The organism is Gemmiger sp. An120, assembly GCF_002160955.1.
In the GTDB taxonomy this organism is placed as follows: domain Bacteria; phylum Bacillota; class Clostridia; order Oscillospirales; family Ruminococcaceae; genus Gemmiger_A; species Gemmiger_A avium.
This window is the reverse complement of sequence record NZ_NFLN01000004.1, coordinates 148,433-170,169: the sequence shown is the minus strand read 5'-3', so window position 1 is coordinate 170,169 and position 21,737 is coordinate 148,433. Positions and strand designations below refer to the sequence as shown.

Annotated in this window: 16 protein-coding genes, 1 pseudogene and 1 CRISPR repeat array (1 of these 18 cut by a window edge); of the genes and pseudogenes, 10 read left to right on the top strand and 7 right to left on the bottom strand. The window is 53.5% G+C overall.

The window, feature by feature from the left end:
• The first annotated feature begins 86 nt into the window (after positions 1 to 86).
• The 5 genes from B5E65_RS05530 to B5E65_RS05510 all read left to right on the top strand — a co-directional run bounded on the left by B5E65_RS05530 (position 87) and on the right by B5E65_RS05510 (position 6,628).
• Positions 87 to 1,430: an ABC transporter substrate-binding protein gene (locus B5E65_RS05530; RefSeq protein WP_158098523.1), complete on the top strand. Its 1,344-nt coding sequence runs from the start codon at positions 87 to 89 to the stop codon at positions 1,428 to 1,430.
• Between the two features lie 72 nt (positions 1,431 to 1,502).
• Positions 1,503 to 2,411, top strand: coding sequence for a carbohydrate ABC transporter permease (locus tag B5E65_RS05525; RefSeq protein ID WP_242957484.1), 909 nt, complete (start codon positions 1,503 to 1,505; stop codon positions 2,409 to 2,411).
• A gap of 12 nt (positions 2,412 to 2,423) precedes the next feature.
• On the top strand, positions 2,424 to 3,251 hold the full coding sequence (locus B5E65_RS05520; protein WP_087170767.1) for a carbohydrate ABC transporter permease: 828 nt from the start codon (positions 2,424 to 2,426) through the stop codon (positions 3,249 to 3,251).
• Positions 3,252 to 3,264: 13 nt separating this feature from the next.
• Positions 3,265 to 5,187 carry a hypothetical protein gene (locus tag B5E65_RS05515; protein ID WP_087170766.1) on the top strand — a complete coding sequence of 641 codons (1,923 nt, stop codon included), beginning with the start codon at positions 3,265 to 3,267 and terminating at the stop codon, positions 5,185 to 5,187.
• Between the two features lie 13 nt (positions 5,188 to 5,200).
• Positions 5,201 to 6,628, top strand: a complete 1,428-nt coding sequence (locus B5E65_RS05510) for a sulfatase family protein (protein WP_087170765.1) — start codon at positions 5,201 to 5,203, stop codon at positions 6,626 to 6,628.
• 1,289 nt (positions 6,629 to 7,917) lie between these two features.
• Here the strand turns inward: B5E65_RS05510 and B5E65_RS05505 are convergent.
• The 5 genes and pseudogenes from B5E65_RS05505 to B5E65_RS05480 all read right to left on the bottom strand — a co-directional run bounded on the left by B5E65_RS05505 (position 7,918) and on the right by B5E65_RS05480 (position 14,307).
• On the bottom strand, positions 7,918 to 9,594 hold the full coding sequence (locus B5E65_RS05505; protein ID WP_087170764.1) for a site-specific integrase: 1,677 nt from the start codon (positions 9,592 to 9,594) through the stop codon (positions 7,918 to 7,920).
• Entirely contained in the window at positions 9,591 to 11,216 is a 1,626-nt protein-coding gene (locus tag B5E65_RS05500) for a hypothetical protein (RefSeq protein ID WP_087170763.1), read from the bottom strand. Before B5E65_RS05500 ends, B5E65_RS05505 begins: the two co-directional genes overlap by 4 nt.
• Before the next feature lie 282 nt (positions 11,217 to 11,498).
• Positions 11,499 to 12,581 (bottom strand): HipA domain-containing protein, encoded by a 1,083-nt coding sequence (locus tag B5E65_RS05495; RefSeq protein WP_087170762.1) that lies wholly within the window; start codon positions 12,579 to 12,581, stop codon positions 11,499 to 11,501.
• Positions 12,582 to 13,031: 450 nt separating this feature from the next.
• Positions 13,032 to 13,710: pseudogene (fsa, locus tag B5E65_RS05490) on the bottom strand (fructose-6-phosphate aldolase).
• Between the two features lie 384 nt (positions 13,711 to 14,094).
• The gene (locus tag B5E65_RS05480) at positions 14,095 to 14,307 is read right to left on the bottom strand and encodes a helix-turn-helix domain-containing protein (RefSeq protein ID WP_087170761.1); all 213 of its coding nucleotides are present in this window, start codon (positions 14,305 to 14,307) and stop codon (positions 14,095 to 14,097) included.
• Between the two features lie 200 nt (positions 14,308 to 14,507).
• Between B5E65_RS05480 and B5E65_RS05475 the strand changes: the two genes are divergently transcribed.
• Genes B5E65_RS05475 through B5E65_RS05455 form a run of 5 tightly spaced genes read left to right on the top strand, consistent with a single transcriptional unit; the run spans position 14,508 to position 18,053 of the window.
• Positions 14,508 to 14,798 (top strand): hypothetical protein, encoded by a 291-nt coding sequence (locus B5E65_RS05475; RefSeq protein WP_087170760.1) that lies wholly within the window; start codon positions 14,508 to 14,510, stop codon positions 14,796 to 14,798.
• Positions 14,795 to 15,034, top strand: a complete 240-nt coding sequence (locus tag B5E65_RS05470; protein ID WP_087170759.1) for a helix-turn-helix domain-containing protein — start codon at positions 14,795 to 14,797, stop codon at positions 15,032 to 15,034. Before B5E65_RS05475 ends, B5E65_RS05470 begins: the two co-directional genes overlap by 4 nt.
• Entirely contained in the window at positions 15,024 to 16,139 is a 1,116-nt protein-coding gene (locus B5E65_RS05465) for a tyrosine-type recombinase/integrase (protein ID WP_087170758.1), read from the top strand. Before B5E65_RS05470 ends, B5E65_RS05465 begins: the two co-directional genes overlap by 11 nt.
• 32 nt (positions 16,140 to 16,171) lie before the next feature.
• Positions 16,172 to 17,743, top strand: a complete 1,572-nt coding sequence (locus tag B5E65_RS05460) for an ATP-binding protein (protein WP_087170757.1) — start codon at positions 16,172 to 16,174, stop codon at positions 17,741 to 17,743.
• Between the two features lie 25 nt (positions 17,744 to 17,768).
• A complete protein-coding gene (locus B5E65_RS05455) occupies positions 17,769 to 18,053 on the top strand; it encodes a DUF6809 family protein (protein WP_087170756.1) in 285 nt (94 codons plus the stop codon).
• Positions 18,054 to 18,734: 681 nt separating this feature from the next.
• On the opposite strand, the gene B5E65_RS05450 is transcribed toward B5E65_RS05455, so the two are convergent.
• Both B5E65_RS05450 and B5E65_RS05445 read right to left on the bottom strand, forming a co-directional pair.
• Positions 18,735 to 19,676 (bottom strand): helix-turn-helix transcriptional regulator, encoded by a 942-nt coding sequence (locus tag B5E65_RS05450; RefSeq protein WP_242957483.1) that lies wholly within the window; start codon positions 19,674 to 19,676, stop codon positions 18,735 to 18,737.
• Between the two features lie 141 nt (positions 19,677 to 19,817).
• A complete protein-coding gene (locus B5E65_RS05445) occupies positions 19,818 to 21,104 on the bottom strand; it encodes a zinc ribbon domain-containing protein (RefSeq protein WP_087170755.1) in 1,287 nt (428 codons plus the stop codon).
• A gap of 414 nt (positions 21,105 to 21,518) precedes the next feature.
• Positions 21,519 to 21,737: a CRISPR direct-repeat array (repeat unit 33 nt; unit sequence GTTACTGTCCCCGTGAGGGGTGTAGGATGCATC) (it continues 231 nt past the right edge of the window).

The following is a 21,737-nucleotide window of genomic DNA, read 5'->3' as shown; positions in this document are numbered from 1 at the left end:
GCCTGTTCGCTTGCGGTATGCTGGATACAGAAAGAACGACCCTCATACTGGGCTCAGCCCGGAGAAATCGAACAGGAGGAATTACCATGAAAAAGTTAGTAGCTATTGTATTGTGCCTCTGTTTGGCACTGACAATGCTGACGGCCTGTGGCGGCGCCAACTCTTCTTCACAGGTGGGCAGCACCCCAACATCCGCGGGCTCCGGCCAAACCAAGCCGCTGCGCTGGGCCATCAAGGCCTCGGAGGCGGGGCGTCAAGAGATTCAAAATCTGATTGATCTGGCTGCGGAGAACGGTATTCAGGTGGAAACGGTTGTGCTGCCGGATCCGGCTGCCGGTGAGGCGGACAAGCTGTTGATCTCCCTGATGGGCGGCGAGAGCTTCGATCTGTTCATGACCGCCTACGCCAATGCCATCCCCTACTACAATGCCGGCGTGCTGGAGCCGCTGGATAGTTATGCCGAACAGGCCGGCTACGACGTGGAAAAGACTTTTGGCCAGTATCCCGCCCGCTTTGACGACCAGCTGTACGGTATGCCTGCTTTTGTGGACACCGCGGTCACCCTGTACAACAAGGCGCTGTTCGACAAGGCTGGTATTCCCTATCCCACCGCAGAAAATTGGACCTGGGAAGAATTCATCCGTGTCGGCAAGCAGCTGACCAACGAGGCGGAGGGCATCTACGGCGCTTTCAACCCGCTGTGGGCCCACTACAATTACATGTACGCCATGCAGAAGGGCGCCGAGCACTACAAGGCGGACGGCACCTCCAACTACGATGATCCTCTGTTCAAAGAGGCGCTGAAATTCTACTATGACTTGGGTAATGTGGAGCACGTGAATCCAGAGTATCTGGTTCAGAAGAGCAAGCAGATGCCACTGGACTATTTCACCTCCGGTAACATCGGCATGAGCGTGGCCGGCGGCTGGACCACCGTCTGGCTGACTGATACCGAGAAGTACCCCCGCGACTGGAAGGCTGGTATGTTGCCCATGCCCTATCCGGAAGGAGAGAAACCCTCCACCAGCGTGGTCGTGTCCAACTTCTATGTGCCTGCCACTTCGGAGCAGAAAGAGCTGGCGTTCCAGTGCGCTGCGCTGTTTGCGGAGAATATGTACCTGATGGGCGGCGGCCGTGTTCCCGCCCGGGTCGATCTCACCGACGAGGAGATCAACAGCTACATTGAGAGCAGCCTGGCTCCCTCTCTGGCCAATGACGGCATTACGGTGGAGGAAATCCGCGCCGCCTGGTTCAACCCGGAGATACGGCCCTTTGACGAGAAGGTCGTGGGTGCTGCCGCAGCCGATATTAACAAAGCGTTCATGGATGAGGGCGGTTTGTATGCAATCGGCGAGCAGGACCTGGATACCACCATGGCCAACATCAAAGCACGTGCGGACAAAGCCATTCAGGATACGGCCGAACAGTAAACAAACAACCTAACAAGCGCAGGCTGCAGCCATACGCTGCAGCCTGTATTTATGAAGATCGGAGGGCTTTCTGTGAAACAATTATCTCAACCGGTCCCCCGGCTGTACAATGCGCGGGAAACACGCCTGGCCTGGCTTTTTATCACGCCGTATCTCATTGGCTACACTCTGTTCCATTTTCTGCCGCTCGTGATGTCCTTCCTCATGAGCTTCACCAACTTGAAATACATCAGCCGCCTGGATAAGGTCAAGTTCATCGGCCTGTCCAACTACACCGAGATGTTTGGCGACGAGATGTTCCTGGGCTCGCTCTGGAACAGTGTCCTGTTCACCTTGATGTATGTGCCTTTCATCCTGGTGGTGGGTCTGGCGCTGGCGGTGTTAGTCAACAAAAAGCTGTACGCCCGCAATTTAATCCGCAGCATGATCTTTATGCCCTATGTGTCCAACATGGTGGCGGTGGCGGTGGTTTGGTCCATCCTGCTGGACCCGATCAGCGGCCCGATCAATATGACCCTCAAGGCGCTGGGCATCGCGGACCCGCCCATGTGGCTGATGAGTTCGGACAGCGCCCTGCCCACCGTGGCCATGATCGCGATCTGGCAAGGGGTGGGCCTGCAGTTCATCACCTACCTGGCGGCGCTGCAAAACGTGCCGGTGGAGCTGAAGGAGGCCGCCAGCATCGATGGCGCCAACACCCGGCAAATCTTTTTCCATGTGACGCTGCCCAGTATCCTGCCCACCACCTTCTTGCTCACCATCACCTCCATCATCGGTTCGCTCAAAAACTTCACCATCATCCAAGTCATGACGGCGGGCGGCCCCGGCAACGCCACCACGGTGCTACCACTGAATATCATCAACACCGCCTTTTCCACCATGCGGATGGGGTATGCCAGCGCCCAGGCGATGGTCATGTTCGTGATCGTGATGGTGGTCACCGCCGTGCAGTGGAAGCTGCAGAAAAAATATGTGGATTAAGGAGGGTTTTCCATGGATAAAAAGAAGCTGCCCCGCATTATCTGGACCATCGTGCTGATTCTGCTGGGGCTGGCCAATATTTTTCCCTTTATCTTTATGCTGTCCTCTTCCTTTAAGCCGCTGAACCAGATCTTTACCTATCCCATCAAGCTCATCCCAGAAACTTTTATCTGGTCCAACTACACCGAGCTGTTTTCCGAGCAGTACAGTTTCATCCGCTGGTACATCAACACTGGGGTCATGGTCGTGACCAACATCGCGCTCAAGCTGTTCATAGTCACCATCACTGCCTACGCCTTTGCCAAAATGCGGTTCAAAGGGCGGGATACCCTGTTCCTGGTGCTGCTCTCCTCTATGATGATCCCGCCGGATGCGGTCATCATCCCCAAATATGTGATTTTCAAAAGCCTGCACCTCACCGATACCATGTGGAGCTTAATTTTGCCGGCAATCTTTGACGTGTTCTTCGTGTTTATGCTACGCCAGGCGTTCATCTCCATCCCCAACGAACTGTCCGAGGCAGCCATCATTGACGGCTGCGGCCATTTCCGCATATATTCCCGCATCGTGCTGCCCATGGCGGGGCCCTCCATCGCTACCGTCATCGTTTTTACCTTTATCTGGGCTTGGAACGATTACATGAGCCCCTACATCTTCATCTCCGACCCCCAAAAGCAGATGCTGTCGGTCGGTATGAAGATGTTTCAGGTAAGCAACGCGGTGGACTACGGCCTGCTGATGGCCGGCGCCACCCTGGTGCTAATCCCAGTTCTGCTGGTATTCGTCTTTGCTCAGCGGTTCTTTGTGCAGGGTATCGCCACCAGCGGCATGAAAAACTGACCGGAGGTTCTCCATGAACTATATTCTACGCGTTGTCATCCATGAGCCTGAATGGGAGCGCCAGCTGGAAGACATTGTCGCCCTGTGCCGGTATGCCGGTATCGAGCGGGTGCTGCTCAAGGAACAGTGCCACCAGATCCTGATGTCCCCCTTCCCGTTGGAAAAATACCGACGTATGGCAGCCATCTATACAAAGATCGGTGAGCGCTTGCGCCGAGAGGGTATCGGCTTTGGAATCAACCTGGCCACCATCGCGGGCCACTGTGACGCAAAGCTACCCCCAGCCCTGACCCTGCCCTACACGAAATTTGTGAGCGAGAGCCTGCAGCCCAACCATTCCACCTACTGCCTTCTGGACGAGGGTTGGCAAGCCTACGCCAGGGAGGTAGTGCGTCTGTACGCCCAAAGCGGGCCTGAGGCTATTTTTGTGGATGACGATTTCCGTTCCCTCAACCACAGCGGCTACCTGGGGTGCTTCTGCCCTCTGCATGTGGAGCAGACCGCCCGGGAGTGCGGCCTGTCCCTGACCGCGCAGAGTCTGCGGGACCATGTGCTGGGTAATTCTGAACAAGACAAACAAGTGCGTGCCGCCTGGCGAAGGATCAACTTTGCTGGGCAGCTCAAGGCCGCCCGGGGGATCGAACAGGCCGTTCATGCGGTGAATCCCGCCATACGGGTGGGGCTGATGAACTCCGGTGAACCAAACCACTCGGTGCAGGGGCGGGATATGCCGCAGTTGCTGCGGGCCTTCGCGGGGGATACTCGCCCGCTGTCCCGCCCGTTGGGCGGGGCCTACGGCGACTGTCTGCATGGCGAACTGGTGGCAATCCACCAGGGTATGGCGCTGAGTATGGCCCAGTTGGAAAATGCTGAAATCGTCAGCGAGGTGGAAAACTGGCCCCATACCCGCTACACCAAGGGGCTGCGTATGACTGCCCTGCAGATGAAGTTGCATATGCTGGCGGGGGCAGATGGGATCACCATGAACATCTTCGACTTCATGGGCACCCCTTATGAGCAGGAGCAGGGCTATTGCGATTTGATCCGCGACCTACGCCCGGAACTAGAACAGATCGCAGCGTTGCGCCGGGGCAAACAGGCGACGGGATTGGGGCTGCTTTGGAGTTCGGAATCCGCCCAAACTCAGCATAATTCCACCCACACTGCCGAGGGAATGATTCCCCGCCGAGAGGGGGACGTGCTGTTCCCGCTGCTGGGCATCCCCACCGCTTTTTCAGCCCAGCAGGTCAATTTTTTGACCGGTAGTGTGGCTGAAACCTTGTCTGACAGGCAGATCACCGAATTGTTGAAGGGTGGCCTGCTGCTGGACGCGGAGGGCTTTGACTGCCTAACCCGGCGCGGCTTTGGCCGCTATCTGGGATGCCGCAGTGAGAAGACGCTGGAGGAAGTGTCCGCCGAGCGTCTGACCGACCGGGACTTCTGTGGCGATTTCACCGGCAATTTGCTCCCCACTGACTGGCTGCGCCTGGGGCTGCGCAATATCCATCTGCCTCTGCTCATCCCCCGGCCGGAGGCCCGCCCGCTCACCGAGATCCTGGACGTGGAATACCAACCCATCGGTTGTGGCGCCTGCCTGTATGAAAACGAGCTGAGGGGTCGAGTGGCGGTGCTGTCCGGGCAGATCAGCGCCTGGACTTTCGCTCACCGCAGCCGGGCCTTCCTGTTGCGGAACATCCTGCGGTATCTGTGGCGGGACGGCCAGCCCTTTACCTTGCAGGACGGGGTGAACGTGGCGCCTTTCTACTACGAGGACGGGGAGCAGGGGCTGCTGGCTTTGCTGAACACCGGCCTGGACGAGGAACTGGTCACGGTGGAGACCCGCCATGTCCTGCGCCAGACCGACGGTGCCCGGATCGACGGTCAGTTCTGTCTGCATCCGCTGGAGTTGAAACTGCTGCTCATCAGCCAATCCTGAGGAGGTATGCGCTATGAAAAAGAATCTGATAGTGATCCTGGTGGACCAGTGGCGGAACAAGACCATCGGTTACAACAATCCCCAAGTCATCACCCCCAATTTTGACGCGTTTTACCAGGATAGCGTTTCCTTCCAAAATGCGGTGACTGTCTGCCCGCTCTGTTCACCTTGCCGAGCGGCTCTGTTCACCGGCAAGTACCCGGTGCAGAACGGCGTATACGGCAATTGCATGACAGGCTACAACATCGCCCTGCAGGAAGAGGAGGAATGCCTCACCGACGTGCTGGCACGCAACGGCTACGCTACGGCCTACATCGGTAAGTGGCATCTGGACGAGCCAGAGCTGAACTACTGCGACGCGCCGGAGTCTGGCGCGTCCGGATGGGACGCTTATACCCCGCCGGGCCCCCGCAGACACCACATCGACTACTGGCATGCCTATAATGCCTGGAATGAGCATATGCACCAGCATTACTGGGAGGACACCCCTCGCAAGATCCAGGCGGAAGAATGGTCACCCATCCACGAGACCGACCGGGCGCTCCAGTTTATCGAGCGCAGTGCCGGTAGTCCCTTTGCGCTGTTCCTAGCCTGGAATCCGCCCCATACTCCCTTTGACCAGGTGCCGCAAAAGTATCTGGACCTGTACCAGGGCCGGACTCTGCGAATGGAGAATGTGGAAACGGACAAATATACAAACCATACCGGCGAACAGGGCTTTGCGGGGCGGGAACTTATGCAGGAAAAGACCCGCCAATACTACGCCTGTGTGTCCGGCCTGGATGAGCAGTTTGGTCGCCTGACTGCCTATCTGCGGAAAAAGAGCCTGTACGATGACACACTGATCCTGCTGACCGCGGATCACGGGGAACATTTGGGTTCCCACGGGCTGGTGGGCAAACATACTTGGTACGAAGAATCGGTGAACGTGCCGATGCTGCTGCGCTTCCCACCCAAGCTGATACCCCACCGCAACGAAAGCTGCATTAGTACCGTACAGTTGATGCCCACCCTGCTCTCCCTGCTAGATATCCGTCCGCCGGAATGGCAGGAAAGCCGGGACATTGCCGCTGATTTAGCCGCCTGTCAGACGGTGACTGAAAACTACAGCTTCATCGCCGGTTATGTCAGCAGGGACATCTTCATCGAGGCCTTCCGTGCTATCGGTGTCCTACCGGTGGATGTGGGATGGCGGGCCGTCCGGGATGACCGCTGGACCTATGTGATCGTGCGAGGATATATGCCGGGTGAGGAAAGCCAGATCTTGCTCTACGACCGCTTGCAGGACCCGGAGCAAAAAAAGCCTTTGAATCTCAAGGCTGCCGTCTGGACGTCCCGAGCTGTTGCTTTGCATGAACTGCTTATGGAGCATCTGCGGCAGGAAAACCCCGGCTTCGCCCGCTGGGCTGAGCAGGAGTTGCAGGGCGTACTGCCCTGCTGACAGTAGACACCACTCCATCAGAAATCGCGAGTTGCTCCATTTGGATTCCTGAATAGCCATACAGTCAGGCCCTTGGCTCAGCCGGGGGCCTGATTATGTTTGGATAGACAGTGTATTGTGGGGTGGCCGCTCTCGGAGAAAACGTTCCGGTAGCTCCGGCACCGGACGAGGGATAGCGTTCTCCATATCTGTTTAGCCCATCAGTAATAGGTGATACATTTGCCTATTTTCATATGAAGCAGTTGGAGCTAATAGGCCTGCCCTGTTGCAATGTTACTTAGCGCAGCGGCTTTTCTTGGTCGTCCTTGCGGTTGTGGACAGGTCTAGGCTTCCAGCTTTCGTCCTTTCCTCTCCTCACACGCAAGTAGCCTTTTATCACCTGTTTATCTTGAAAAACTCTAACATTCTGAAACTTCCCGCTGTGGTCTCCTCTACCAGCATGGTTTTACTCCCTGGCAATAGTACTTGAATATGTGCATGATTTTGCTTCTTCATGGCAAGTTTCTCTGCTGTAGTCCGCTTTTCTACAGCAGTTGGATTTTTGTTGCTAGCTATTTCTATGGGATTTGTTCAAGCTGGTTGCGGGACTTTACCATGCTTCTAAAGCTACACAAAACTGGTGTTTTGGTATACAAAAGAGGAATGTTGCAAAATGAAACCACAATAGTAGCCTACACAAAAATGGAGAAAGCAAACAACTAAAACTGACCTCAAAAGCAGCCTAAACACTTCTTTTGAGGTCAGTTTTTGCATTGTTTGCTTAAGCGCAAAGGCAACCCCCGGCTCTGCCGGGGCGTGTCAAAAAGCTTTAGCTTCAAGTACCGAGCGAAGCGAGAAAAGAACAGCAACGTTATGGTTGCCCGAAAGTTGATTTTTGGAAAAGCAACGCCCGTTTACGGGCTGCCGTGCAAGTGATGCAAGAGGTGGATAATTCAGTGCCTCTTGAGAGGCTTGCCGGTACGATGCCCTTCCAGGGCTTACTCAAGCCCCTGGCTTAGCCGGGGGTCCTGACTATTTTTAGGATTGGCTATTTTGCATCAGCTCCTTTTATACCATGGAATTCCTTAGTCTAACAATTTATGCTTTTTCACAACAGCAAAGTTTTCCACCGTCAGCAGACTGTAGCTGTAGGTCGGGGCATAGCGTTCTTCAGGACATATATGATGGATAGACAACCCCTTGCGGAGAACATGGGTTACACAGTATCCGGTTCGATATCCTCAACAATCAATTCAAAGCAAAAATTCGGCGGAAAGGTCAATTTGAGTTCGCAGGCAGAAACCTCCGTATTATACCAAGTTACGCTTTTTCACAACGGTGATGGTTTCAGCAGACGACAGAAGGCCATAATCGTAAGTAACATTACGGCGCTCATCACGACGCAAGCGCTGAATGGTCAATCCCTCACCGGAAATGCGGGTTACGGTGCCCGGCTCGGTGTCCTCCACCGTCAGCTCAACGGAATCGCCCGGCTTCAAGGTCAACTCGATGCAACAGGAGGGCACCTCAGTGGCCTGGAAAGGCCCGTCCGCATCATAGCGAAGAGGATTGGCCGGATGATAGAGCGTGGGGCTCACATGCTTTTCGAGACACATTAGGCACAGCTCTGTTGGATTGAGGCCGCTGGCCTTTTGGGGAGGAAGGGGCTTGTAGACATGCCCCATCCGCCGATGAATCTTCGACGAATTCAGTCCGCTGGAGCAATATAACTCGGTACAGAAATTGCGCCGCCATGAATGAGCGAAAAGCTGGGAGTACAGCTCAGCATCTTGGGCTTGTTTGTCGAAAAGATAAACGCGATTGGCAGCGATCGCCTGGAAGGCGGAGGACTTACGCAGCAGCATCGAGATTCGTGCGCGCACCTGCGCTTCCCAGGCGGCTGCTTTGGCGGGACTGTCGTCAAACCCGTTTTCGTCGGCTTGTCCGCACATAAGACGCAGGGAAAGGTCGCCATACTTCGTTTCCATCTCGTTCCGATAGCGCGCAAGAGCCTCTCCCAGCTCCCGAGAGAGAGGAACCACCCGGTAGGAATCTTTGGTTTTAGGCAGCTCGGTGCGCTTGCCGTCATCATCTACCTGGCCGCTGATGTCCAGATAATACATCCGGCCCTGCGAGGTGTCCAGCCAGCGCAAGGAATCAAACAAAAGACCAGTACATTCGCCAATCCGCAGACCAGCGTCAGCCAGAATTTCTGCCTGGCCCTGGATGACCGGGTCGGCACAGATGGCACGGAGGATTCCATCCGGAATTGCGCGGGCGTGGTCAGTCCGGTCCAGAAGCAGCATCTGGCGGGAAGGCTTTCCGTTGTACGGAAACGGCACCACTGGAATGGACACGCCTTCTGCCTTCAGACAGCGGATCAGATCATACAACAGGCTCAACCGTCTCTGGGCAGAGGGAGGTGGGGTTTCACCATATGCCCACGTGTGGTGTTTGAGAGCCTTTTGCGCTGCGTTGCGGCAGATTTTATTCTGGAGCTGCTTGTAAGCGGCATCATCCAGGTCGCCGGCGCGCAGGCCGGTCATCTCCTCCACAAGCGAGTCGTATTGACCACTATAACTTTTCACAGTGGACTTTGCCCATTTTGAATGCATTTCAAAGAGGGTCTGTTTGTACTTCCGGGCCAATTCGGCGAGATCAGCGACCGCGGAGGGATCCGCCACGGCAACACCGACCAGTAAACCGCACTGCGTCATCATGGAAAGCAGATAGCTGGCTTCCTTCTCTCGATTGTTGTAGATGTCCCAGGGGTCTTTGCCATGTACGATGTGATTAACTGGCGAGTCGCTATCTTTGCCGAACAACTGCCGCTTTGTAAGGCACTTGCCGGTCATAGGGTCCAACGGATTAATGCGGCCGCGGCAGGGGGCGTCCTTGTGTTTGTCTGCCGATGGATATGCATAACAAATACGAAAATCTACGCCTTGATACGAGAATTCTTTTGGGGGAGGGGATTTTTTGGTCATGATGCGTTCCTTTCTTTTTCGTTGCGGGCCCAGTACGCACTAAGCGCATAGGGGGCACGCAGGGTCAATGTCACCGGATGGCCGGTGGAGTTGATTACCTGTAGAATGTGGCGGGCAGGCACATGGGTATAGCCCGCCAGACATCCTTTGCCGGTAGTAGACAGGGGAGTCGGCGCAAGGGGAGACCAGCGTCGCAGTCGCTGCCAGCGAGCTACAGCGTATGAATCACCCAGCAAATCCAGATATGCCTCTTCGTCTGTATCCGACCATTGCTCGCCAAACATGGTATGCAGCATTACATCATCGGCGCCGCACTGCTTTGCCAGGTGGCGGACATCCCGCAGTAACAGGTTTATATCTTCTTTAATGACTTGGCGATAAGCACGCCCCTTTTTATCGGTACGGGTGGGAGAAATATCCGGGATGCCTGCCTGCTGCAAAAGCGGTCGCAGGCGCTTGGCGAGCTCATCCGGCCCGACGATGGCGTCGCCAGGCTTTTCGGCAGAAAGGCGCATTTCCCGGATCTGGTCAGTGGAAAACCCGAGGCCGCGCAGCTGTTCCAGTCGGCGCAGTAGCACTTGTCCGGCCCAGGGAGTGAGCACGAGACGGCGAAACTTATAAATAGGGAAGTTCTCATTGGTTGCTTGCAGCGTGGAATATCGGTCGCTCAACTTTCGCACCCGGTGGCTGATCAGGACGGTATAGCAGCAGCTTCCATCCTGCATGGTCAGCTCCTCAATATCGCCGTAGGTCTGTCCGGCGATGTCGGCCGGGTCCATTCCAGAGTAGAGCAGCGCGATCCAGAACAGGTCATACAGATGTGCCGAATCAGAAAGCAGCTGGAACAGCGCCGTACGCTGAGTATCGTCCAAGTGAGCGACACGGCAGCTTCTGATGATAGCGTTGTTCGGATCGGTGGGACCTTTGAGCAGGTCAACCAGCCGCAGACCGGCGGAGCAGCCTGTCCAGCCGCTGCTTTCGAACGCCAGAATGAGACCCCGATACGCCCTCATAATGGTATTGCGGGTAGTTTTGCCGACGGACAGTTTCTTGTTGACAGTCTCCAGGGCTTTTTTCTGGCGACCGGCATCCAATGTGTTCAGTTTGCTCTCCCCAATCTCAGGTAGAATATAGTTTTTTAAGGAACCAATCAGACGAGTACGCGTGGTGGGCGTTTCTCCGGCATACAGTGTATTGGCCTGGTACGTCACAAAGTCACGTACCGTCACATCACCGTATTTCAGATTGCGCTCGTACAGCGGGCGATAAAGCAGCTGTGCCAAGGTTTCCAACTCGTTCCAGCGCATCTTTTTCAAACGGGCCAGTGCGCGTTCTTCGGTGGAATCACTGCAGTGCAGGGAGAATTCCGCATCAGGATTTTTCTGGGCGCGGGAAGTAATTTCCGCAATCCATGGCTCCAGCAAAAGAGCTAGACCGGGATACTCTTTCTTGCGCCGTGTAAGGTCTGTCAGTATTTGTGCATTGGTGTAGACCTTTTTTGTGGCAGGGTTTTTGAGCATATAGCGGGCGTCGTATTGCATCTTGTTCCGATTTGTATTGTGGTGAACTTTCTGTCGGCCCCAGTACCCGGAAATGGGAAAATCGTTGTGAGAATGAGCCATGTTTTTGTACCTCCTATTTTTTGCCCCTTATTTATATTAGTACGCACAGGAATTGAAATGTCCACGTGTTCATAAAAATATTACAATTCGTATTATTTCAAAAACGCCTGGAAATGGCTTCATAAAGCCATTTGAATGACTTTGCACCTGTGAGCTGCAACGATGGCCCTTTAATGAAAAAAGAGTCATCCGGTGTAAAGCCGCAAAGATGCGGTAACACCAAATGACTCTTTTATATTGCAGGATATTTGCGAAAGAAAAAGCCTTACACGTTTCAAAAGATCATAGCAACTGCTGAATCTGATTGTTCACAACTGTACTCAACTTCTCAAGCCGGTCATCCGTCACCGGAATCTGCGGATGTTCCCGGAACGCAAAGCCATACAGGTTTTTCAGGTCACTGCGGATATCTTCTGTCATCAAGGCCCTCGCTGGGGCAATAAAGTCCGATCCCAGCCGTGGGGTAAGATGGGCTATATACCACTCTGCGTGATTCAATTGATCAGAATCCAAATCAAACAGCAAACTACGGTTATTGTCAAATACCGGCGCCATGGTTTTCACCTGCATGGTATCCGTGTCAAACAGTACACCGAAGTTTCCTAGATGCCGGTCTGTGTTCAGGATAATGGCGTCCAGAACCATCATGCGGCGGAAGGCGTCCTCACTGCCGATCGAACGGAAATACTCCAGTAAGCCGGATATAGACCGGTCTTCACGGGCAATGGCAGCTATTTTGGCAAGGCCGACAGATTCGCTGGTGAACAGGGGACAGGTAGATACCAGTCGCCCATGATGAAATCGCATATCATACGGAACTGCACCAGGGCACAGGATACCCGAAAGCTGAGCAGCCAGATATTCAGATAATGGCTCCAGTTCATAGGTGGCGCTGCCGGCTTTATAGAGATAGATGCCGTCTTGCTCCCGTTTCCAGCACTTGGCATAATACCCGTCTGTAGCAAATTCCGGCGAAGTGGAAGAAAGGCTTTGCTCGCTGAAGGAGCCGTTCAGCGCGGCCTCGGCGATGATCTCATCAAAGTCATTCTGATACAGGGACACAGCCTGCCAGCACAACGGCGAATCTTCCTGTTTTACCCAAAAGGTATCATTGAGGGAAAGCGCGTGGCTGACCTGCAAAAAACCGTCCAGTGTGAGGCAGCCGTATTGCGCAAGAAGTTGTTCAATGTGTTTTCGATGCTTGGGAGCGCGTCGCCCTTCTAGGAAACCCAAAAGAGATCTGTATCCGATGGGCCGCAAGGGAGAAATCCAGGCCGTTTCCTGGGCTGAAACATCGCCAAATTCGTTCTGATAGGTGGAGAATTTCAGAAATGGCGTATCTTTGTTCAGTAAAATCCAGTCCATTAGCGCACCCCCTTTTCTCTTTAATTGTCATTATACCATAGAATTGGCGCTGTGTATCCCGTATCTGTTGGTGTGGCCAGCGTAGAAGGAAAATCGCAAGCCTGTCGTTTTCTTCTTGTTGGTATCCAATGAACACGTTCTAAGTGGTGAATGGTGGTGTGCCAGCGAAGAACATGCAAAATTGTGGGATAAGCCGAGAAAGATTGAGACGGCAGGGTAGAATACTGCGGAATAATCGTAAAGGTGCATGCTTCAATTTGAAACGGCTTTTATACACTGCGGTAAAGATGATACTGTCGGCACTCAGTTATATGGTAGGATGCAAAAAGCCATGTGTATATGTACACACGACTCTGCTGAATCTGTTACAAACTGGGTCAACCAAAACGATCCTCAATGCTCGGGATGTTTTATATACTGCCTGCCTTAGTAAACAGCAGACCTACTCATTTACATGCTAAACACCTTTACATAGTCTGCTTTGAACTTTTCAATGCCGGAATCGGTTAGTGGGTGCTTCGGATGACCTTGTAGGGCACGGTGGCGATGTCCGCACCCACCAGAGCGCAGTCGGTCACATGGATGGGGTTGCGCACGCTGGCCGCGATAATTCCGCAGTGCAGGTCGGGGTAGTTATTAAAGATGGCGCTGATGGTCTGGATGAGGTCGATGCCTGGCTGGCTGATGTCATCCAGCCGCCCCAGGAAGAGCGACACATAGGCCGCGCCCGCCCTCGCTGCCAGCAGCGCCTAGTTGGCGGAGAAAATCAGCGTGCAGTTGGTGGGGATGCCCTCGGCGGAAGGCACCTTGATGGCCTTCAGCCCCTCGGCGGTCATGGGGATCTTCACACCATGTGTTTCGGGTCCAGCGCATAGATAGCGCGCTCTTCCTTGATCATGCCCGCTGCGTCGGTGGTGGTGGCCTTCACCTCGCCGGAGATGGGGCCGTCCACGATGGTGGCGATCTCTTTCAGGGCCTCGGCGTAGTCCCGGTCCTCCTTGGTGATGAGACTGAGGTTAGTAATAACGCCCGCGATCACGCCCATATTGTTGGCAGCGCGGATCTCGTCCACATTGGCGGTATCAATGGAAAAAACGCATTGTATATTTCTTCTGCCCGTAATATGCATTGGGCCCATGCTTGCGCATGAAGTGCTTTTCCACCCATGGGCGGGAGCGGGGGGCGCGCCCGGGCTGACCAGGCGGGTATAGGCGGCCATCTTGGCCACCTCCTCCAGCACCACCGCGTGATACACCGCCTGGGCCGCCGTTTTGCCCCAGGTAAAAGCCCGTGACTGCGGCAGATGACCGCGGGCAGATGCACCGGGTCAATGCGCCGGCCCGTGAAGGTCTCCACGATTACCTTGCCGGTGTTCTTCTTGTAATCCTCATCCAGTTCCTCTTTGGTCAGGCCGCAGGCGCAGGGTAAAACAGCTTTGAGGTTTTTATCTGCGGAGCCTTGACTATGCCATCCTATGTTGCTCATCTGGATATGCTTTCAGTCAGAAAACGACTTATTTTTCATCGGGAACAAACTCCATTAAATCACCAGGCTGGCATTCCAGAACTTGACAAAGCCGTTCAATGGACTTCTCCGTCAATCCACCTTTACCATTTTTCAATGCAGTCAGAGTTCCTTGTCCAAGGAGCCCCTCTTTGCGTATGCGATAGGTCGTATATCCTTTTTTCTTGAGCAAGGAAAACAACTTATCATATTTTATCGGCACAACATACACCTTCCTTCTACTTGTTAGTATACGGGTGCCCTCTGCACCATGTCAAGTGTATATCGACTTCAGGGGCATTTGTGCACATCAGCAAATTCCAGTAGCGCATATGCACAAATATTTGTGAATATGCACCGTTGAAATGTACACTTATTTTGGTGTATACTATATACAACGACACAGACAAAGGAGGCGAAAGCATGAAACGCACTCAATACATCTACAGTGCCGGCAGCATTAGCATTCACCGCAGTGAGCGCTTCGCCCATCGCGCCAATCGTATTGCTATCAAGAGCCCACGCGCCCCCCAGATATACAAACAAAAAGCCGCATCCGGGCGGCCACCCGGACACGGCAAACGCAAAACCGACCCGAAACCAAACAAGTCCGTTCTGCCCTTTCATCATACCACACTGGCCTGTACTGCACAAGCCGAAAAGGGCAGTTCTCAAAACCCACACCTTATCTTATATAAAGGAGAACTGACATGAAAAAGGATATCTCGTTTGAAAAGAACTACCTCACCGTGGCTGACGTGAAGAGCTATCTGTGTATCAGTTCCACCGCAGCCTATGAGCTTACCCACCGCAAGGACTTCCCGGTCTGCCGGCTGGGGAACTCCATCCGCATCCCCACGAAGCCGTTTCTGGCCTGGGTGGACAAGCACACCCGTATGCCGGCCGACCTGCGTACCGCGGATAAGGAGGTAGGTCTCCGTGTCGGGTAAGCGCGGCAAGGGTGAAGGCTCCGTCCACCGGCTGCCCAGCGGCAGCTGGCAGAGTCAGATCATGGACGGCTTCACCGACGAGGGCAAGCGACACATCGTGAGTTTTACCGCCCCTACCCGAGCGGAGGCTCTGGCCCGTATGCGGGAGTATCTTCTGAACAAACCTGAACCCGGCAGCGTCGAGGCGCAGGAAGTGCCACTGTTCGCCGACTATGCCAACCTTTGGTATGAGTCTTACCGCTCACAGGTAGAGGAATCCACCTGGTGCAATTATCGCTACACCATCAAACTGCTGAACAAGGCCTTCGGTCATCTGCGGCTTACCGCTGTGAAGACCGTTCAGATCAACCGGTTCATCAATGAGCTGGAATCCTGTGGATATTCCGCCTCTCAAATCAGCAAGTGCCGCTCACTGCTCATCCAGATCCTGGATGTAGCCGAGGCCGACGACTTGGTCATTAAAAACTATGCCCGCCGGGCCTTCCGCACCACCAAGCGGCTCAGCAAAAGCCAGCGGACCCATCAAAAGGATGCGTTCACTGTTGAAGAGGTTGAGATTCTTTTAAAAGACCTGCCGAATGACCTGCTGGGCAACAGCATCCGACTGATGCTCGTTACCGGCCTACGTATGCAGGAGCTGCTGGCACTGACCCCCAAAGACATTGCCGCGGACGGAAGCGTGGTGCGCGTGAACAAGGCCGTCAAGATGGTAGACGGCATCCCTAAGCTTGGCTCGCCCAAGAGCTATACCAGCCGCCGGGTGGTCCCCGTTGCACAAAAATACCGCCACATCCCGCTGTGGCTGCGGGAGAACGGCGGCCAGGCATTTCTCTGGTGCGCGCCCCGCCGGGACAGCCTGCTCTACGCCACCTACACCGTGCGGCGTAAGTACTATAAGCTGCTGGCCCAATACCCCAATGTTCGTTCCCCCTCTCCACACTGCTGCCGGCACACTTATGTAACACTGCTGCAGAGCCAGGGTGTGCCCATGGAGACCATTGCACGGCTCACCGGACACACCGACATCAAAACCACCGACCATTATTTGCATATCTCCGACGACAGCCTGGCAGACGCTGTGGCTGCGCTGGAATCCATTGTGTGACCAATCTACTACAAGAAACGAGGTAATCACCTATGAATGAAATGAATCTTACAAACACCGTACCCGCCCCCCTGCCGAAACTTCCGTCGGCTGATTCTTCCCCGGATCGGCACGAGATTCACATCAACATTACCAATAAAGCCTTTGACGGACTGGCCCGTCAGGGAATGACCTTTCCGCAGGGCAATTGCGAGGTCGTTGACAACGCTCTGGCTGCCGCGCTGCCCGGAGATAAGGCCCGTATCTGCATCGCGCTGGCCCCGGATAACGACCAGAACTATCTGAATCTGGCGGTCGCAGACTGGGGCCGGGGCATGGACCTGGACGCTCTTACAAATGCCTTGCAGCTTGGCAGTCTGCCCACGGGTACCAACCGGCTGAATGAGCATGGCTTCGGACTTCTCAACGCGCTGGCCTGTCTCTCCGGTGGCACCGGCGATTGGTGTATCTATACCCGCAGCCAGCCCGGCAACTACTACAGGGTTAGCGGTCCCTTCGACCTCACCATGATTGTCGAACAGGTGGATACGCTGGACCTGGCATCGGGGCTGAATTTGCACTGGGCCGATCCCTCTACTGTAGTCTGTGTTCGGGTACCCATGACCATTGCCCGTACTATGCAGCGGCAGGGCAACCGTCGGCTCACTGATTTGGCTACAATGCGCACTTGGCTCATCGAACATCTGGGAGTTGCATATCGCGGCTTTTTGGCTCTGGACAGCGAAACCTTGGAACCCAGCGCGAAGATCGTAGTAACGGTTGGCGATTCCGCTGTGCTGGTGCCTCCGATTCATGTTCCGATGATGATGACGCACACGGAGCACTTCCAGGTCGAACTGGGTGGCCAGATCGTAACCTTGACCTACGTGTACGGTCTGCTGGATCGCTCTATGCGGGATCATCTGGTACAGGGCGGAAAGGTGCGCTACTACTACCAGGGATCTCAGCCTACGCAGGGCATCGACATCCGGCTGGGCAAGCGGGTAATTGCAACGGCCCAACTCGGCGAAATTTGGCGCAAAGAGGACGGTTCAGCTTTAAGCCGCCATAACGCTTACAATGACTTTGTGGGCGAACTGCTGATCCCCGAGTTGCCCAGGGGAGTGCTTTCGACCCTCACCAACAAGACCGGCATCGATCGTACCGATCCGGATTGGGACAAGGTATTTGAGGCTTTGGCAGCTTATCCGCCGGTAAAGAATGCCCAGTCGGCCGGAGAAAAGGAATTGCGCCTGCGCTGGATGCAGATGCTGAAAGCAACCAATCCCGAAGACGATGTGACCGGCGAGGTGACTGTCTGGCCCACCGGCACCCGCATCGACGTGACTGATCGGACGAAGTCTGGCAAGTGCGATATCTACGAACTCAAGGCGGGCAAGGGCGAACCGCAGGATTTGTATCAGTTGCGGATGTACTGGGACGGCCTAGTGCTGAGCGGTGTGCAGCCCACCCGGGGCGTACTGCTGGCCGCCGGCTTTGCCGAACACATGGCGGCGATGCTGCCCTTGATGAACGCATTGCCTGCGCCTCTTTTCCCTGACGGGTCACCCAGTGCCCCTTATAACTTTAGTTTGGCTACTCATGCTGAAAAGCAGCTTGTATGATTTTGAAAGGATGTGTCATACACCAATGATGATGGAAGCAATTTATAGCGGTAATTTCCGCCCCAGTGAGACCTGTGTGGATGATATTCCCGGTAGCTGGGATCTGGGCAAGGAAATCGGCGAACTGCGCGATGAGCTGAAGCGGCGTTTGGACACGGAAGATTACCTGCTGGTAGACCAGCTTACCGAAAAGATTTTTGAACAGCACAGCCTGGAGTGCCAGTCTCACTTCTGCAGCGGCTTTGCCGCTGGGCTGCTCCTTATTCAAGAAGCCCAGTCGTTGGGCGAAAAGCTGTCGATTCCCCAGTAATTTCTATATAAGATGTCTTACCTTTAGTGTGTATTGTGCTGTTGCAAGGCTTTCATAATAAAGACGCATGTTTCAAATTGAGGCATGCGCCTTTACCATTATTCCGCAGCATTCTGCTCTGCTATTTCGACCTCTCTGTTTATCAACCTACGAAGGGCCGAGCACGGGGAGCTTGTCCCATGGTATACTCGTTTTACGCATGACGAGCAACGTACATTAATGACGCTAAACCAATTTGCCAAAATTGTTGATACTATCTTTGTAACACGACGGTCTGAAATAGTTCTCCATCCAAAACTCATAAATAAACGCGTATGGTCTGACCTATACAAAAAGCGCGGAGACAAGTCAGTTCAAAACGACTTGTTTCTGCGCTTTTTTGACGATACTTTCACTTAATATCATCTATCAGATAGAATGTTTTTGTAGCAAGATGTCCCCAAATGGCGGGTTATTTCAGCTGAACGCCAACAAAACATCAGTTACCCAAATAAGAGATAGAGGGTATGAGCAATCTGTTTCATACAGTGTCTCATACCTTCCATCTGTTAGTAGATAGTAAAGAATAGGTGTGAATATTGAATCTAAACAACGAAATGTCTGGGCATACACACCGGTTATCTTTTAATATCAGATGTGAAACCGACTTAACAATGAATAAACAAATAGCGGCCTCAGATCTTATCCTCGTTTTTCCAACCGGGTTATATATTCACCTTGGCTTCGCAACCACATATCAATGCCGCTGCCGAATACCTCTGCTTCGATCCAGCTGCCCATTCCATCGGGCGCTGCGCCGGTGATTCGTGCAGTGGGAAGCCGATCCAGTACAGCCTCCAGACTAGGTCCGGTATACAAAAAGCGAATTTTTTGTAGTTTACCGCCATACATGAACTGGATTCGCTTGCGCATTTCTCCTTCCTGAAAGCGATCCCTGTATGGGACAGAAAAATGCTCGTCAGTTAGGTGATAGACTTCAATTTTGTCCACTCGATAAATCGTAGGGGATTTGTCTTCCGGGTTGTCATAATGTGTTTTTCGATCAATGCCTTCGATGAAAGCTGCCAGATAGAAATAGTACTCGCTGAACAGGATGCCGACAGGCTGCACCCGGCGGTGGCGTACAGTGTGATCATGGGTGCCACGATACTCGATTTCTAACACCTGATGGTGCTGAACTGCCTGCCCCAAATCCCATAATTTGTCAACGAACTTACGGCCATGATGGGGCGGAACATAGTGGAACCGCTCGTTTGCCACCAGTTCTTCTACGGCCTTCATACTGGTGCGGGGAGAGCAGCAAGCAATTAGTTTGTCAAGGATAGGATCCATTTCAGCTTCTACCAGAGAACGGCTTTCCAAGAGGATTTTGCAAACAGCTAAAACTTCGCTGTTAGTCAGACGCATGGCGTCGGTGTCCGTCAGTTTGTAACCATCTGCACTGCGGTCGTAGGACAGATCCTTCCCGCTTTCACTATAATATCCTCGAAGAGTGTCAATATCCCGCTGGACAGTCTTTGGGGTGATCGAAAACCGCTCGGCGCACTGGCGTTTATAAAGGACGCCGTTCTCGATAAGTTTTTGCTGCATCCACAGCAAACGATCTACACGACTGGCAGACACGGCAACTCCTCCGTTTCATCTGTATAAAGGGAATGCCTGAATATAAAATCAGGCATTCCGTCAGCATGTTTATTATACTCCTTCTTGGACAAGAGCTTCAACTTGAATTAATGTATTTCTACTTTGCGCCTGTACCCCCAATTACGTTGCCTTATGGTACAAGGCGTACACTGTCCCCGTATCGTCCAAGAGGGCGATAGTTTGTTCCGCTGCGTCATACCGGGCGGTTTCGTACCAGCCATCCGGTGCCACGCTCTGGAAGAATTTGAAAGTCTGATCATCAAGCTGTTCAAGTTCGGTGTAGAGATAACCGCCAAACTGGTATGCGTCGATGGTGAGGGTGCTTGATGCCAGTCCGGAAGAATCACTGACGAGAGTATAAATACCCCACCAGTCCCGGGGAAGGGAAGTACCATCAGGAGCATCAGGCCGAGAATAACTGGTTAAAAATGTGCCGGCCGCATCATATTCTTCCAAAGTTGTGCCATCCGCTGCGCAGATATATTGGGCGAAAAGAGAGTCATCATAGTTGTCCGTTTGACGGATTTGGTAGCTTCCGCCTTCCAACTGCTGGGCCTGTTCGCTGCAATAGTTCAGGCTTTCCTCGTAGGTGAACCGGTAGCCTCGCACAGGGTCCTGCCATACGCCGTACCAAGGTGTTTCGGCAGGCGCTACCACATAGTCGTTTGGCATGATTATTGTGGTGGCGATAAGTGCATCCTCGCTCCATCCATCTTGCGGCATGGTTTCCTGATCGGTGTAGGCCGGGAAGTTTTGCAGCTCATCCTCCCATTGTTCCATTGCGAGGGAGTATCCTAACCAGTTGCTAAGCCCTATCGATGCTGCCAAAATGACGCAGCCGAGAACCACCGAGAGAGGTGAAGCTGGAATCGCGTCAGCATTGCCGTCTGTTTGTTTATATAGAGCATGGACATAGTTCTTCCCGTTCAAAATTGCTACTCCTAAGCCCCAAAAAAGTCCGATGCCATTCAATGCGAGGGAAATGGTCAGCAGTGTGGGATCAAAAGTCAGACCCGCATAGGCGGACAGACCGGCGTCGATCGCAAGCAGCAGCATAACCGGCAGATAAGTTTTGGCAAAAAGAGAATAGCTTTTGTGATAGAGCTGCTGGAACGGGCCAAAGACCATCGAAAAAAGGTTGTACTTGAGTTCCAGCGGTTTGCCTGCATTGATCCGCGCAAATTGCTCCCGAAAATGCCGGTTTTTCAAATTTCCGGCAGGGGGCGCCGGGTTTTCCCACGCCTCCATTTGTTCTTGTTCCATCTCGGGGGTAATCTGCAAAAATCCTTTGATTTTTTCTTCGATGTTTGCGGGCATTTCTTTGCCGGAAGCGACGGCCTGCCCGCAGGAGGGGCAGAAACGCGCCGTGTCTTCCAGCTTGCAACCACAGCGTTGGCAAAAAGGCATATGATCGTTCCTCCTTTTTACAGGGGAAACGTTGCCCCTGTATTTATAAGGGTACTGTACCATTACGCCTTGGACAGACAAATGTCCATCATCAGAAAGATGTGCAGAATTTGTCCCCAAACATCGCTATTTGAAATGGAAGCCTAAGATTCTTCTTTGCGAGGGGGAAGAGGCAGGAGAGCGCGAAAATCAAAAAGGCCGGCAACTGAAGTTTGCCGACCAGAAAAGTAACAGTTCTTTCACTGAACTTATTATGAAATATAGATGGCACAAGAAACCTTATCCTGCTCGGGAAAAGGAATCAGGTACACCGCAATCCGAGTACTATTGATCTTGTGAAATGCCCTGTTAGTGTTTCAACAGTAGGTGTGGAATGTATCAACAGCACGATCACCAAACAGAGCGTTTTGCTGGGTTACTGACTCCGTGAGGGGTGTAGGATGCATCGCTGGGATAAACGGCATCTGAAGTTTGAGGAAGAAGGGGTTACTGTCCCCGTGAGGGGTGTAGGATGCATCCGGATGTGGATGAATCCAACACCACTGCCTCGATCCAGTTACTGTCCCCGTGAGGGGTGTAGGATGCATCCCAGTCGGCTGGGTCGAGAGCTGTTTTTCTGCGAGAGGTTACTGT

What these genes read in the sequence shown, in the direction of transcription:
- B5E65_RS05530 (WP_158098523.1), top strand. Translation starts at nt 87, where the DNA reads ATGAAAAAGTTAGTAGCTATTGTATTGTGCCTCTGTTTGGCACTGACA.
- B5E65_RS05520 (WP_087170767.1), top strand. Translation starts at nt 2,424, where the DNA reads ATGGATAAAAAGAAGCTGCCCCGCATTATCTGGACCATCGTGCTGATT.
- B5E65_RS05515 (WP_087170766.1), top strand. Translation starts at nt 3,265, where the DNA reads ATGAACTATATTCTACGCGTTGTCATCCATGAGCCTGAATGGGAGCGC.
- B5E65_RS05510 (WP_087170765.1), top strand. Translation starts at nt 5,201, where the DNA reads ATGAAAAAGAATCTGATAGTGATCCTGGTGGACCAGTGGCGGAACAAG.
- B5E65_RS05505 (WP_087170764.1), bottom strand. Translation starts at nt 9,594, where the DNA reads ATGACCAAAAAATCCCCTCCCCCAAAAGAATTCTCGTATCAAGGCGTA.
- B5E65_RS05500 (WP_087170763.1), bottom strand. Translation starts at nt 11,216, where the DNA reads ATGGCTCATTCTCACAACGATTTTCCCATTTCCGGGTACTGGGGCCGA.
- B5E65_RS05495 (WP_087170762.1), bottom strand. Translation starts at nt 12,581, where the DNA reads ATGGACTGGATTTTACTGAACAAAGATACGCCATTTCTGAAATTCTCC.
- B5E65_RS05475 (WP_087170760.1), top strand. Translation starts at nt 14,508, where the DNA reads ATGAAACGCACTCAATACATCTACAGTGCCGGCAGCATTAGCATTCAC.
- B5E65_RS05470 (WP_087170759.1), top strand. Translation starts at nt 14,795, where the DNA reads ATGAAAAAGGATATCTCGTTTGAAAAGAACTACCTCACCGTGGCTGAC.
- B5E65_RS05460 (WP_087170757.1), top strand. Translation starts at nt 16,172, where the DNA reads ATGAATGAAATGAATCTTACAAACACCGTACCCGCCCCCCTGCCGAAA.
- B5E65_RS05455 (WP_087170756.1), top strand. Translation starts at nt 17,769, where the DNA reads ATGATGATGGAAGCAATTTATAGCGGTAATTTCCGCCCCAGTGAGACC.
- B5E65_RS05445 (WP_087170755.1), bottom strand. Translation starts at nt 21,104, where the DNA reads ATGCCTTTTTGCCAACGCTGTGGTTGCAAGCTGGAAGACACGGCGCGT.